General features: G+C 39.9%; 11 protein-coding genes. 6 read left to right on the forward strand and 5 right to left on the reverse strand.

Annotated features, from left to right (window positions below):
* Positions 1-9 precede the first annotated feature (9 nt).
* Both ACUXV0_RS15010 and ACUXV0_RS15015 read left to right on the forward strand, forming a co-directional pair.
* Positions 10-1,968 carry a sialate O-acetylesterase gene (locus ACUXV0_RS15010; RefSeq protein WP_446190385.1) on the forward strand — a complete coding sequence of 653 codons (1,959 nt, stop codon included), beginning with the start codon at positions 10-12 and terminating at the stop codon, positions 1,966-1,968.
* 2 nt (positions 1,969-1,970) lie between these two features.
* Entirely contained in the window at positions 1,971-2,255 is a 285-nt protein-coding gene (locus ACUXV0_RS15015; RefSeq protein WP_446190386.1) for a DUF6958 family protein, read from the forward strand.
* A 70-nt stretch (positions 2,256-2,325) separates the two neighbouring features.
* Here the strand turns inward: ACUXV0_RS15015 and ACUXV0_RS15020 are convergent, their stop codons facing one another.
* The 3 genes from ACUXV0_RS15020 to ACUXV0_RS15030 form a co-directional block, all read right to left on the reverse strand.
* Positions 2,326-4,008 (reverse strand): RagB/SusD family nutrient uptake outer membrane protein, encoded by a 1,683-nt coding sequence (locus ACUXV0_RS15020; protein ID WP_446190387.1) that lies wholly within the window; start codon positions 4,006-4,008, stop codon positions 2,326-2,328.
* A gap of 21 nt (positions 4,009-4,029) precedes the next feature.
* Positions 4,030-7,065: a SusC/RagA family TonB-linked outer membrane protein gene (locus ACUXV0_RS15025; RefSeq protein WP_446190388.1), complete on the reverse strand. Its 3,036-nt coding sequence runs from the start codon at positions 7,063-7,065 to the stop codon at positions 4,030-4,032.
* 359 nt (positions 7,066-7,424) lie between these two features.
* Positions 7,425-8,585 carry a redoxin domain-containing protein gene (locus ACUXV0_RS15030; RefSeq protein ID WP_446190389.1) on the reverse strand — a complete coding sequence of 387 codons (1,161 nt, stop codon included), beginning with the start codon at positions 8,583-8,585 and terminating at the stop codon, positions 7,425-7,427.
* 146 nt (positions 8,586-8,731) lie between these two features.
* Here ACUXV0_RS15030 and ACUXV0_RS15035 point away from each other — a divergent pair, with 146 nt between their 5' ends.
* The 4 genes from ACUXV0_RS15035 to ACUXV0_RS15050 all read left to right on the forward strand — a co-directional run bounded on the left by ACUXV0_RS15035 (position 8,732) and on the right by ACUXV0_RS15050 (position 13,070).
* A complete protein-coding gene (locus ACUXV0_RS15035; protein WP_446190390.1) occupies positions 8,732-9,625 on the forward strand; it encodes a DMT family transporter in 894 nt (297 codons plus the stop codon).
* Positions 9,626-9,679: 54 nt separating this feature from the next.
* Complete coding sequence (pyrH, locus tag ACUXV0_RS15040) at positions 9,680-10,393, forward strand: UMP kinase (RefSeq protein WP_446190391.1); 714 nt, start codon at positions 9,680-9,682, stop codon at positions 10,391-10,393.
* 56 nt (positions 10,394-10,449) lie between these two features.
* Positions 10,450-11,010: a ribosome recycling factor gene (gene frr, locus ACUXV0_RS15045; RefSeq protein ID WP_446190392.1), complete on the forward strand. Its 561-nt coding sequence runs from the start codon at positions 10,450-10,452 to the stop codon at positions 11,008-11,010.
* A gap of 116 nt (positions 11,011-11,126) precedes the next feature.
* A complete protein-coding gene (locus ACUXV0_RS15050) occupies positions 11,127-13,070 on the forward strand; it encodes a M1 family aminopeptidase (protein WP_446190393.1) in 1,944 nt (647 codons plus the stop codon).
* Here ACUXV0_RS15050 and ACUXV0_RS15055 read toward each other — a convergent pair.
* Both ACUXV0_RS15055 and ACUXV0_RS15060 read right to left on the reverse strand, forming a co-directional pair.
* Entirely contained in the window at positions 13,067-13,561 is a 495-nt protein-coding gene (locus ACUXV0_RS15055; protein ID WP_446190394.1) for a hypothetical protein, read from the reverse strand. The two genes, ACUXV0_RS15050 and ACUXV0_RS15055, sit on opposite strands and share 4 nt — an antisense overlap.
* Positions 13,562-13,609: 48 nt before the next feature.
* The gene (locus tag ACUXV0_RS15060) at positions 13,610-14,851 is read right to left on the reverse strand and encodes an ABC transporter permease (RefSeq protein WP_446190395.1); all 1,242 of its coding nucleotides are present in this window, start codon (positions 14,849-14,851) and stop codon (positions 13,610-13,612) included.
* Positions 14,852-15,121 lie beyond the last annotated feature (270 nt).

The raw sequence follows: 15,121 nt of genomic DNA on the forward strand, positions 1-15,121 counted from the left end.
TAAATAAAAATGAGAGCTTTCATCCTAACAGTTTTTGTTCTTTTTAATTTTCTTAGTTCTAGTGCCCAGCTGAAAGTGGCCAATATTTTCGGCGATCACATGGTTTTGCAACGCAATGAGCCTATCAAGATCTGGGGATTCAATAACACAGGAGAAGAGGTTTCTGTAGTTTTCAACAGTAAGAAATATACGGCTAGGACAAATGATTCTGGAAGATGGCAGATAAGCATGGATGCCCTGCCAGCCGGTGGCCCATACACGCTGAAAATTTCAGATAATAATGAATCTGTTACGCTAAATGATTTACTAATAGGGGAGGTCTGGCTTTGCAGTGGGCAGTCAAACATGGAGTGGAAAGTGGCCGCTGTAAATAATGCTGCAGAGGAGATTTCTGAGGCAAACTGGCCTACCATCAGACATATAGAAGTGCCAAAATCTCTGGAGTTTTCACCCCAAAGCGAAATAAAGGAAGCAGCGTGGGAAGTTTGTTCTCCTGAGACCGTTGATGGCTTTTCGGCAGTAGGCTATTTCTTTGCCAGAGAACTTACCCGTGAGCTTGGCGTGCCAGTAGGGCTGGTTCATTCTTCCTGGGGTGGGTCACATGTAGAGACCTGGATAAGTAAAAGTGGGATGCTGAATTCTGAGATTCTCTCTGAGTACGCTTCGCAAATGCCTAATGACTGGGTGTCTTCAAATCAAAAGATGGAAAAGCAGACAATCGCCTTTTTTCATGATGATCCCAGTTTTGATATTACAACACTCTCAGAGACCGACTATCTTAAGAACTCTTATGATTTTGCCGGCTGGAAAGAGATAGACCCCATGTATCAGTGGGATTGGAAAGGCGTGCCTTCATTCCGCGGCACCGTTTACATCCAAAAAGAAATAGAACTTGATAAGGCACAGACCAGCGGTACCTCAAAAGTATTTTTTGGTGAATGTAGCGGAGATCTTACGTTTTATGTCAATGGTAAAATGGTCTATCATGGATATACTGAGAATGAAATTTCTTTCCAAATTCCTGAAGGTATCCTTGAGCAGGGGAAGAACAGCCTATTGGTTAAATTTTCAGAAAACAGAGATCCGGAATGGCGAGCTATGGGGCTGTATGGGAATCGGGAGGATTTCAAATTAGTTACTCAAAATGGCTCAGTACCCTTAATGAATGGGGATTGGAAAGCCAGGCCTAGCTGGGAGTCTCCCCGTCATTACAAGGCCTGGATGAATAATGAAGGTGCTTTATGTTATAATGCCATGATAGCCCCGCTGGTAGGCCTCAGCATGCAGGGAGCATTGTGGTATCAGGGCGAATCAAACGCCGGCAGAGCTTTTGATTACCGTGAATCTTTTCCTCTGTTAATTAAAGACTGGCGATCTAAATGGGGGAAAGATTTCCCTTTTTACTGGGTGCAGTTATCAAGTTACGGGGCTTTTAATGATAGCAATACCGGATCTGACTGGGCTGAACTCCGCGAAGCTCAAAGTATGACCTTAGCACTGCCTAAAACGGGAGAAGCGGTGACTATTGATATTGGAAATCCTCATGATATACACCCAAGAAATAAGCAGGATGTGGGTCTAAGATTAGCACTGAATGCTCTGCAGAATACCTACGGAATGTCGATCGTAGGATCGGGTCCCAGATTTAGTTCGGTGAGTTTTAAGAAAGGAAAGGCCACATTGACATTTAACAGTATTGGTAGTGGGCTAGAAGCCAAAGATAAGTTTGGCTACCTCAAAGGCTTTGAAATAGCAGGAGCAGATAAGAAGTTTTACTTTGCTAAAGCAGAGATAAATGGTAATACAGTGGTGGTTTCACATCCTGAAGTTTCTAAGCCTGCTGCTGTACGATACGGCTGGTCTAATTCCCCAGTAGATTCCAATTTATATAATAAACAAGGCCTGCCTGCCTCACCTTTTAGAACTGATGACTGGAAAGGAGTAACTGAAGGAGAACATTTTAAGTAACAATGTCTGATAAGATTCTCACATTACACCCAGAAGGTAAAAAAGGTGTCAATATCAGCCTTGAAAAATATATATTAATCAAGGATTATATTCTCAGAGCTTTAGAGGAAGAGGGTGCCATGACTTATCAGTATTTGAATGATAAAGCTAAAAAAGACCTGACGGATAATTTTTCTGGTAGTGTACCATGGTATGTCGTTTCTGTAAAATTAGATCTGGAAGCCAGAGGACTGATTGAAAGAATCCCTAAAACTTCTCCTCATCAAATACGTTTAAAAAAGACTTAGAACTCCATAAAAGAGAAGCACCCCTGAATAAACAGAGGTGCTTCATCACTCTTTTATAAAACTAACTAAACTAGTAGCCGTCGTTTTGCGGGAAGGCAGAATTACCACCATCTACAAGGTCAATCTGAGCTTGTGGAATTGGTCTGTAATAATGCTTAGCTGATACATTGTCTGCACCTTGAGGGTTATGAGCTTTAACTCTCTCTACAAGATTACCCCAACGCTTCAGATCAGTCCATCTGTGGCCTTCTCCCAATAGTTCACGAGCTCTCTCGTCATAGATCATTTCCATTGTTGCCTGGCTTGCATCAATTTCCATTTGCGACTCCATTCCCGGGAATGCGGCTCTTCTTCTGATTAAGTTGATATGCTCTGCCGCTTCAGCTTGCTTACCCTGCTGAATTAAACATTCAGCCACCAAAAGGTGAATGTCTGCCAATCTTATCAGAACCATATCTCGGCCACCTCGTACCTCATTGATACTTGCACGGTTTGGATCTAACCACTTGGAAAGAACACCAAATTGTTTCTCCTGATACATGCTAGGTGTATATACCTGATAAGGTTTTGTAGCTCTTTCAGCCTCAGGCATTTCATAACCTGGCATATAGATCGCAGTATCACCTACAGCCACTGTAATTGAAGGTTTTGACTTGTCTAAGAAAGTATCAAAAGTTCCTTCTTTCGTAGCGTAGAATACCTTTTTAAAGCTTTTGTCATAACGAGAATCTACATCACGATTAACAAATGCCGTGTTATACGTGTAGTCCGTAGGACGTAGTCTTTTCCAAGGGCGACCAATATGAAGAACACGGCTCATAGCTGGCTGAGTATCATACTCCATTAGATAATAAAGGTGCCATCTGTTACCATAACTACCTGCAGAAAGTAAGTCGTACGTAAACTGCACTGAGAATATTGCCTCTTTGTTTTCGTCATTATCTAGTTGGAAAATCTCAGAAAAGTCACCTAATAATTCACGATCGTAATTATTGATTACTTTTTTACCGTACTGTTCAGCTGTTGCATAATCTGCTGCAGAACCAAATGAACGTGTAGCCCTTGTGATATACACCTTGGTAAGGAACCCATCTACCGCCATCTGAGTAAAACGTCCCCATTCAGCAGATTGAGCAGGAAGATCATTATAAGCATCATTGAAATCTTTGATGATTTGATCATAAACTGCCTCCTCTGAAGATCGGGTAATCTCAGTAATTGGTCCGTTAGTCTCAGAAATTCTGAGGTCAAGTCCACCATAGTGCTGTACAAGAGTAAAGTAAAATAATGCTCTTAGAGCTTTGGCCTGTGCTACACCTTCTGTAACAGCAGTAGCAGATAGGCCTTCTATTTCACCACTTCGATCAATTATTGCATTACAAGTATTGATTCCTTTGTAGAACTCTCTCCACAGAGTAAGAACCCAGTTATCTTGAGAATCAAGGTTTGAAGTGTACTGGTTATACTTTTTATAACCACCATCAGCACCATTTGTAAAGGTGTCTGTACCCATTTGGCTCATGGTCATGCTGATCTCCTGTGCATAATAAGTACGCAAGAAACCGTAAGCAGCTGATAAGGCGTCATTAAAGCCTTTTGGTGTATTGATATAATCGTTTGAAAGGTTACTGATAACAGTTTCCTCTAAAGCGTCTTCACAGCTTTGGGTGCTGAGCATCAATGCACACGGAAGAACAGCGAGTCTCGCAACTTTCGCAGATCTTCTTAGTATATTTTTAAATCTATTTTTCATTAGTAATAAAATGCGTTTGAATTAGAAAGTAACATTTAAACCTACAGTTGCTGTCCAAGCAGATGGACTCACATTGCCATCCAGACTGGCGTCTATGTCAGTTTCAGGATCGATACCATTGTATTTAGATACAAATGGAGCAAAAATGAATGGCTGCTGAATAGAGCTGTAAAGCCTAAGTGACTGCATACCTAACTTATTAACTAATTCAGGAGCGAATCTGTAACCAAGATTGATGTTTCTAACTTTGACAAAAGAACCATCAAAGATGTTTAAAGCAGAGTTTCTAACCGGGAACTCCTGGTTTTGATTTGGTCTTGGAGTTTCGTTTGTAGGGTTAGTAGGAGTCCAGTAATCAACAACGATATTATTATAACGACCAAATAGGGTGTTATTATTGGTATGGAAGTTTGATCTGATCTTCTGACCTAATCTTGCATACACGAAGAATGAGAAATCGAAGTTGTTCAGCTTAAATCTGTTGGTAATACCACCAGAGAACTTCGGTACACCAGAACCCTGAATAACACGGTCATCTGCTGAGTATGCTCCATCTCCATTTACATCACGAATTTTGATTTCACCAACTTCAGCATCGTAAGATCTAGCCTCGTCAAATTCGTTTGACTGCCAAATTCCTATTTTCTCCCAATCATAAATTACAGAAAGTGGTTGACCAATAAACCAGCCATTTCCTATATCATCTCCACTTGGAAGTTCTACGAACTGCTCCTTGTTTTTAAAGAATGTAAAGTCAGTAGACCACTTAAATCCATTGCGATTGTCAATGTTTACTGTACTGAATGTACCTTCTATACCATTATTTCTTGTGGCACCTACGTTTGTAGTTACCTCTGTAAATCCAATAGAAGGAGGTAAGTTTCTAGAAAGAAGAAGGTCACTGGTGGTTACATCATAATATTCTAATGTACCGTAAACTCTTCCTCTAAATAAACTGAAGTCTAAACCAACGTTCAATGTCGTTGATGATTCCCATCTAAGATCTGGATTACCAATTGTGCTAGGAGCATATCCGAAGTAGGCTGTTTGACCGAAGTTATAAGCTTGCTGGCTTAACAGACCTTGAGTTTGATATGGAGAGATAGCCTGGTTACCAATTTTACCATAAGACACTCTAAACTTAGCAAGGTCTATAGCAGAGATATTTTTGATAAAATCTTCACTAGACAGGTTCCATGCCACTGCTACACCAGGGAAGTAACCCCATTTTGTGTTGGCACCGAAACGTGATGCACCATCAGCTCTAAGTGTAGCTGTAATGAGATACTTATCATTAAAGCCATAGTTAATACGACCCATGTATGATAGTAAAGCCCACTGTTGTAAATCTGATCTTACACCTTCAATGATTGCAGCGTTACCGAAGTTATAGAATTGTTGAGTTTCAGATGGGATATCTTGAACTGTAATTCCATTCGTTTCAAAATTGTCTTTTTGGTAAGACTGTACAGCTGTTAAGTTCAGATTATGATTGCCAATATCCTTCGTATAATTCAAGATATTTTCAACAGTGTAGTTAAATCTTGTCGCGTTATCTGTCGCTGCTCTAGGTGGAGCCAAACGACGAGCGTTTGTAAATGTACCTTGGAAAAGGTCTCTCTTGTCCACAGCGAAGTCAGGACCAAAATTAAATCTGTAGGTTAGTCCATCAATGATTTCTGCCTGTGCGTAAATACCAGAGAACATTCTGTTAGTTTTTCTTCTATCAATAAATGCTCCGTCTACAATTTCAGAGAATGGGTTTGAACGAAGACCATCTTCCGTAGGTAGGAAGTTTAAGGTTCCATCAGCATTATACGGCTGGCCTAATGGGTTTTCACGCATTGCTCCTCCAAGTGGATTAAAGCTTTCTCCGTTTCTAACTGAATAGTTAATGAAAGTCGACATCCCCATTGAGATTCTTTTCGTTAACTGATGATCCAGGTTAACTCTCAATACGCTTCTGGCATAATCCTGATTGTAGATAATACCATTGTCTTTATAGTAGTTTAAAGACATATAGTATTTTGTTTTATCGCTTCCGCCAGATACACCAAAAGAGTGGTTCATTCTGTTACCTTGACGTAGTAATCCATTTACATAATCAGTAGATCTCCCTTGAGCGATACCATCTAATTCTACAGATGTAAAGACTACATCGTCAGGTTGAAGCTCACCTAATGTGCCATCCGGGTTCTTTAGACGATAAGCTTCTCTTTTTGCTGCGGCAAATTGCTCACCGTTCATGAACTGAAACGTATTTAGAGCCTCAGAAATACCATAATAGGCATCATAGAAAACAGTTGGTTTTCCCGAAGATGATCCTCTTCTTGACGTAATCAACACTACACCATTGGCACCTCTGGCACCATAGATTGCCGTAGCAGACGCATCTTTCAATACTTCCATAGAAGCAATATCATTTGGGTTGATATCACCTATACCTCCGGCAAGAGGAATTCCGTCGAGTACATACAGGGGATCTGAACTGGCGTTAGGAGAGCGACGACCTCTGATTACAACACGAGGTTGAGTTCCTGGCTTACTACCAGCTTGCATTACATCTACCCCTGCTACACGACCTTGAAGTGCCTGTTGTGTATTCTCGATAGGCAAATCTTTGATGTCCTGCGATTTAACTGTAGAAATAGCACCAGTTAACTGACTCTTTTTCTGAGTACCATAACCAATAACTACTACTTCTTCCAATGAGGCGGCATCTGTAGCAAGAGAAACATTAACTACATTTCTGTTGCCAACCGCTACTTCTTGAGATACATAACCAACGAATGAGAAAATCAAGGTTTGATTTGGGCTGGCTTGTACCTCGTATTTACCTTCAGCATCTGTAGTAGTACCTACTGTAGTACCTTTGACTACCACGCTTACACCGGGAAGAGATTCTCCGGTATCATCATTTACTGTCCCCGTAACTTGGGCAACCGATTGCATGGCTACAAACAAGAAACAGAGAGCTAAGCTGCTACTTAATGTGAGCGACTGCCAAAGCCTTTTTTGAAGAGGCTTTTCAGTGTCTCTTAGTCTAGTTTTTTTCATTTAAAATAGAGTTAAGTTTGAATAAAAAATTGGTTTTAAAAGAGGGTTTTTTGTGTTAAAAAGGTTGAATTTTGAGTTACCAAAAACACTCATGTATGCTTTAGAAATACATGAATAAGTACAAGTTTATCTTAAAAAGATTTAAAGCCTATACTGTACTGTCTTTGATTTGAAATGATACTATTTTGATATTATTTATTAAAATTGGGCTAAAGCAGTATAAGTATAGTGAATTTTGTGCAAAAGAAGCTTTTGATAATACAAAAAATGGCATTGAGATCAGTGAAAAGTGTATGAACGGTCAAAAAAAATGGCTGCCATTTGGCAGCCATTTTAAATTCGTCAAAATAGTATCTGAATCAATCAAAATAACGTCCTATCTGATCTGCTATATTTTTTCGGAGATCATTGACGTCAATTTCACCCATTTGAGCATACAGTTTTTCTCCTTCAGGAGAAAGTAAAACGGTATATGGCAGAGCACCTTGCCAGTCGGGGTCAATGGTTTCAATCATGTCATATTTATTGACTCCCTCCTCTAATATATAATTGGTATTGCTTGCGTATTTCTTTTTCAGGAAGGCCAGCGTATTATCAAAGTTATCGGCCTCGTCATTTGAAATGGTAACAAACTCAAAATTGCGGTTTCGGTACATCTTATCAGATTGTACCAAGCCATCAAACTCTGCTACGCAGGGACCACACCATGTGGCCCAGACATTGACCAGTCTAAATTTCTTACCTTCCTTATTGGCCATAATTTCAGACAGCTTTGTGAGGTCGGCTTTGGCCAGGTTTACTTCTTCTTCTTTCCAACCTTCTACTTCTGCCAACTTTGACTCTGCTTTCTCCATCCACTTGATGGAACATCCGAAGACTTTTGTGGTTTGCTCCTCGGGAGTATTGCCTGCCAGCATTTCATCAGTGGCTTTATTGAGATCAAAAATTGTAGCCTTACCAATATGCTCATCATTGTCTATTCTTCCCTGATATTGAAGCTTACGATCTTTGTCAAAAAGGAAAATGTGGGGAGTAGCCACCGGACCATACTTGGCAGCTACTTGTTGAGTAGCACCGTCATATAAATATGGATAGGTGAAACTCTTATCTGCAGCTCTGGTTTTCATTTCCTCAAAACTGTCATTGAGGTCTGTATAACCCAGTTCATCGAATCTAACGGCTTTGTCTGCATTTGGGCTAATGGCCACCAGTTTGACACCTTTGGGTTCATATGTATTAACATACTCTTGAACACGTTCTTCATAGGCCTGTGCAGTAGGGCAGTGGTTACATGTAAACAATACAGCCAGAATATCTGCATCTTCATATTCTTCTAAGGAGTGGAATTCGTCATCAATGCCTTTCAAACGAAAATCGGGGGCTTGAGAACCGATTTCTAAGGTCTTTACATCTTTGCTATTGACGATGGCTACTTCTTCATTTGGCTCTTCTGTAGCATTTTCATTTGGAGTACAATTTAACACGGCCAGTCCCATGGATAGGACAATGAGTTTTTTCATGATGGGTTGAATTTGTTTTCTATTTAGGTTTTATTGTAAAATAAGGGAATATCTTCGTCTGCTACAAACCTTTGGCTTCCCCAAGAATCTACCCATTCAAAGTATTTGTCTATTTTTGATTACCCACCTAAATGGGTTAAAATTAGATGATAAAAGCTATACGTCAAAAGTCTGTCTCAGAGGATGTTGTCTCTTGGGGGATTCTATTATTTCTCAGTGTTATTTGGGGCCTTTCTTTCCTTTTTATTAAAAAGATTGTTGTGGTGCTCACACCAATAGAGCTAGGAGCAGCTCGTGTCTTTTTGGCTGGAGTTTTTTTGCTACCCTGGTCATATCGAGGTTTTAAAATTGTACCAAAGAAGCAACTGGGATGGATTACACTGGCTGGTTTATTTGGAAACCTTATCCCTGCATTTATCTATGCCTGGGTTGGTTCTAAACTCAATAGTTCACTGGCAGGTACTCTAAATTCTACCACACCCATATTTGTTTTGATTATTGGGGCTTTAATATTCTCCGTGGTCATTAAGAGGTTTCAGGTTATTGGAATTCTTCTTGGTTTTTGTGGTAGCCTGCTTTTGGTACTATCTGGGAATGATGGTCAGCTTAATTTTGCGAATCCGTATGCTCTGATAGCCATGTTTGCCACAATGATGTATGGTTTTAATGTCAATATTATCAGCAAATATTTAAGTGATATAAAGCCGCTTTATCTCACTTCGGTAGCGTTCTTAATTGTTGGCGTTTTAGCTTTTATGGTATTGCCCTTCACAGATTTCTTTGAAAAAATTCTGGCTCCGGAAAACAGACAAATATTAATATATATGCTCTGTCTAGCTGGGATCAATACTTCTTTGGCATTGGTGGTATTTAATTATTTGCTTCAGAAGACATCGCCGGTATTTGCCTCCTCAGTGACCTATCTTATTCCTATTGTGGCGGTAATGGCGGGTTTGTTAGACGGAGAACTCATTTCTATTTGGCATTATTTAGGAATGGGCATTACGCTTGTGGGAGTTTATCTTATTAACAGGAAGTAAATTCTTATTTACTTAATATGAGAAACAACTATATTTGCGGAAACCTGCTCATAGATGTCGATTAAATACAAACGAATCCTTCTCAAACTTAGTGGCGAAGCCTTAAACGGCGGAGATAAGAGCCACGTTATTGACTCAAAAATTCTAGTCAAATTTGCTCAAGAAATTAAGAAAGTAGTAGATGCCGGTGTGGAGATCGCCATTGTAATTGGTGGTGGTAATATCTACAGAGGTGCTTCTGCAGACTCGGGTATTGATCGTACTCAGGGAGATTATATGGGTATGTTGGCCACAGTTATCAATGGAATGGCCATCCAGTCAGTATTGGAGAATCATGATATCCAGACAAGGCTATTATCTGCTATAAAAATGGAACAGATAGCTGAGCCTTTTATTAGAAGAAGGGCTATCAGGCACCTGGAGAAAGGTCGCGTAGTGATTTTTGGTGCCGGTACCGGTAATCCATTTTTCTCAACGGACTCTGGTGGAGCATTAAGAGCGAATGAAATAGAGGCAGATGTGCTTTTGAAAGGCACAAGTGTAGACGGAGTTTACACTGCTGACCCGAGGAAAGATCCTGATGCCAAAAAGTATGATGAGATTTCATTTACAGATGCCATCAATAAAGGATTAAAAGTGATGGATAAAACAGCTTTCACGCTTTGTCAGGAAAATGGAATGCCGATTATCGTGTTTGATATGAATGAGGAAGGAAACCTTCTTCGCGTAGTCTCAGGCGAAAAAGTAGGTACTTTAGTTAAAGATTAATCGTTATCGAATTTTAGTCCTTAATATTTCAATAAAGAAATTAGAATAAGACCGATATGGAAGAAATAGATATGTTAATGGAGATGGCAGAAGAGGGCATGGGTAAAGCCTTGCGATATACTGCCTCAGAATTAAAGAAAATAAGAGCAGGTAAGGCAAATGTAAGTATGCTTGATGGAGTTATGGTAGAGTATTACGGAGTACCTACTCCTGTTAATCAAGCCTCCTCAATTACAACGCCTGATGCCCGTACAATTGCTATTCGTCCTTTTGAAAAAGGCTTATTGCAAGATATTGAAAGAGCAATCATCAATGCTAACCTTGGTCTGGCTCCAACCAATGATGGTGAGATTATTCGTCTGAATCTACCACCGATGACGGAGGAAAGACGCTTAGAACTAGCCAAACAGGCCAAAGGCGAAATAGAAACTGCCAGGATCAACATCAGAAAGGTAAGACAGGAGATCAATGATGATCTAAAGAAACTGAAAAATGATGGTGTGTCTGAAGATGCTATCAAAATAGGTGAGGAAAATGTTCAATCGCTAACAGATACCTATATTGAAAAAGCAGAGAAGATGTATCAGGAGAAGGAGAAAGACATCATGAGTGTTTAATTCTCTGGACAATAATATTAAAAGCCCCTTTTCGGGGCTTTTTTTGTTTTGAATAGCTCTTTTTGCGAGCAATTCCGTTTATAGAATAAATAGAAGAATATTGTAATTCGTCAATTATGAAAAGAAAAGGTCTACTAAGTTTTTGGATACTGAGTCTACTATTCACTAGTAGCCATTTCTCGTTTGCACAGCTGGAGGATTTTGACGCTTATGGATGTGCCTTAGGTAAAATGAAAGCTGGGCAAGGTCTTCTAAGTTCTAAATCATTGAGGTATCCCGGTGATGGTAGCATAGACGCAGGGTATTATTTTCTTGATTTAACTATACAGCCTGGTACAAAAAACTTGATTGCAAAAGTACAAGGATCCTATAAAGTAGTAGCCCCGGAGTTAAGTCAATTCTTTTTGAATTTGAGCAGTAATCTAACGGTAGACTCTGTACTTGTGAATGATGAGATTACGGCTTACACTCATGCAGCGGATAGAATTGAAGTTGATTTCTCTGAACCTAGGATTGCAGATGATATATTTCAATGTACTGTCTATTATCATGGAGTGCCACTTCAGAATGATAACTCATATTCAATAGAATTTGATACTCATGGCTCGGGTGAGCCCGTTATCTGGACGCTCAGTGAGCCTTATGATGCCCCTTTGTGGTGGCCTTGTATAGATAATCAAGCGGATAAAGCAGATTCTTGTGACGTCTGGATTACCCTTCCTGAGTTTTTCACTTCGGTATCACAAGGGCTTTTACAAGAGGAAGTGAATAATGGGGATGGGACCAAAACTGCCAAATGGAAACACCGATATCCGATTGCTCATTATTTGATATCCATAGCCGCTTCAAATTATACTTTACAACAAAGATCTTATACCTCTGCCTCAGGTAAAACATTACCAATTGATGACTATCTATACCCAGAAGTGGCGGCAGATGCTAATGTGAACACCTTATTGAATCTGACGGACGATATGATGGAGGTTTTCTCAGAAAAGTTAGGTGAGTATCCATTCATCAATGAAAAGTATGGGCATGCCATGTTTGAGTTTGGTGGAGGTATGGAGCATCAAACCATCAGTAGTATGGGGGGCTTTACTTTTGGGCTGATTGCTCATGAGTTAGCTCATCAATGGTACGGGAACAAAGTGACCTGCAAAACGTGGAGAGACATCTGGATCAATGAAGGTTTTGCTGAGTTTTTAAATTTATATGCCATTGAGCAATTGATTGGTAAAAGTACGTATGATGAGCAAGTTGCTCGCTATATGCTCAATGCTAAAAGTGTTACAGGAACGGTGGCTATTCAAAATACCAATTCAGTTTCTGCCATTTTTGACTTTCCTAAAACTTACCTGAAGGGCTCACTAATTTTACATACGCTTAGAGGTATCATGGGCGATGATCTATTTTTTGCCGCCTTGAAAGAATTTCAGAATACAGAGTTTGCTTATGGTGCTGCTTCTATTGAGGATTTCCAATTGGTGGCAGAGAGAGTCTATGGGCAGTCGTTGCAGTATTACTTTGATAATTGGATTTTCGGGACAGGTTATCCTCAATACACCTATGGTTGGGAACAAAGCGGAGAAACGGTGATGGTGGAGGTGACGCAGAGTCCGCTATTGGGTACTCAGACGTTTACTTATCCAATTGAGCTGGAACTTACATTCACCGATGGCTCCACAGAAATTCAAAAGGTTTTTGTTGACCAGTCTTCGCAGAGTTTTGAACTGCAGACGGGCGGAAAAGAATTGACCAAGATGACATTTGACCCTTATAATTATGTCATGAAAGAGGTTTCTCAGGTGAGTTTGAGTCCTTTAAGTCTTTCTGAGTTTCAGCAATTTAAGGTTTACCCAAATCCGAGTATTGATTATTTAGTACTCCCAGAAGCGGAAGAAGTGGCAGAACTGAAAGTGATAAATCAACAAGGCAGGGTGTTTGAAGCACCTAGAGAAGGGGAGAGGCTAAACACAAAATACCTCCCATCTGGAAGGTATTTCGTTCAATTTATATCTAATAATGGCAGAAGCCATTCGAAGTCATTTGTGAAAATCTAAACCGGTTCTGTCTGAACAGTGCTGTCAATCATCGCAGGAGCTTGTTGCTGCTGTTGCGGTAATTGATCATTTGGTTGAGGAGTCGGTGTTTGCTGCTGAGGGTAGTTTTGGTAGGTCGGTTCCTGCGGCTGTGGCAAGAAAACAACATCCACTACAAAATACTTGGTGTCACCATTCCACGGGAATTTGACAAATTTCTCTTGGTAAACGATGGTCACTCTTTCACCGGTACTCAGTGCTTGTCTTAATTTAGTGACTACAGAGTCTTCTTTAGCCGAGAAATCCCAATATCTAGGTTGAAGTGTACCAGTTTCTCCAGAGTATCCGCCTTCGTTTAAGACGCCTTCGTAGGTTTTGAAAATATATCCTCTTTCACTCAATTTTGATAGCGTTCCTGCTCTTTCGCCTGAGCTGAAATAGCCCGTGCTGATATAATAAAACGCCCCTATTAGAGCCAAAAGAAGAATGAATAAGAAAATTCTAAATTTCATCTGTTGAGGTTTATTTTATGGAGTACAAAACAAATCAATTTTTCGCAATTATTTTGCTCGTATCGCAATAACAGGATTTAGTGAAGCCGCTTGAGAAGCCGGAATGATACCCGAAAGTATACCAATTACACTGGCAATCATCAGGCCCACCACCATATTACCTGTAGTCAGAATTAGGTCCAGAGGACCCAGGCTTACAAAGCTTATGAGATATACCAAGAGTAAGCCGAACAAACCTCCGATAATACATAGAAATACAGACTCAAAAAGGAATTGGAAGAGAATAAAGTAATTCTTCGCTCCCAAAGACTTTTGGATACCGATGATATTGGTTCTCTCTTTAACAGAAACGAACATGATATTGGCTATGCCAAAACCACCGATCAATAATGCAAAAGCCCCTATGACGTAGCCACCCACTCGCAGGGCGTCAAACACCGAGCTGATAGCTTTGGCTGCTGCATCTGGTCTGTTAAGAGCAAAATTATCTTCTTCTGATGGCTTTAAGCCCCGAACAGTTCGCATTAGTCCGGTAATTTCACTTTCGAGCATGACCATGTTTTCATCGTCTTCGTATGCCTGAAGGGCGATCATACCAAAGAGGTTTCCTGAGGAAAACATTCTTTTATGCCTCAGAAAGGGAATGTAGATTTTCTGGTCAGGATTCCCACCTACGTCTACCAGTTGCTTTCCTTTTATTTCCTGAATACCAATAACGGTGAATTTTTGACCTTTGATTTTGATGCTTTTGCCCAGGCCATTCTCATTATCGAAAAGTGTTTGGGCTACCTCCCCACCAAGTATTGCTACATTTCTGCCGCCATCTACCTCTGACTCTGTAAAGTATCTTCCTTCTATAATTGGAACTTCAGTAATGAGATCAAAATCATAAGTGATACCATGTATCAAGGCATCAAAACTGCTGTTTTGGTATTTGGCATTAGCTACCGAATAGTCCATAATGGTGACTGCATCGGCATTTTTGACATTGTTTTTGAGATATTCGTATTCAGAGTATTTTGGGCGAGGTCTTTGGAAGTATTTCCACCATGGGTAATCTCCTTCTCCAAATAGCCAGGGGAATTTATCTACGTAGATTGTTTTCTCACCGATACTGCTGAGTGCATTTTTAACATTGGCTTCCAGCGAGTCTACCATGGTTAAAACACCAATGATAGAGAAGATGCCGACTGTTACGCCAAGCAAAGAAAGAAGTGTTCTTAATACATTAGAACGTAGAGCCTGCCATGCAAAACGAAAGCTCTCGAAAACCATTCTGAAAAACTTCATCCTTTGTTCGGGTTTATTGAGAACATAAAGGAAAATAAAAGAGAGACAAATTTCAAAAGCTTTTATAAGGACGTTTGCATGAGTTTTTGAACGGTTAAACTTATGGATATTTGGAATCACAATTTTGTAATTGAACTTTACCAATAGATAGTTGCAAGTTTGGTGTTTGTGTGGTATCAAAATATTATCTTTTGCTATTTTGGATTCTTAACAATTAACTCAAACCTTTTTACGTGAAAAAGCTATATATAATTTCTGCAGTCATATTTT

It is taken from the genome of Jiulongibacter sp. NS-SX5, assembly GCF_052828545.1.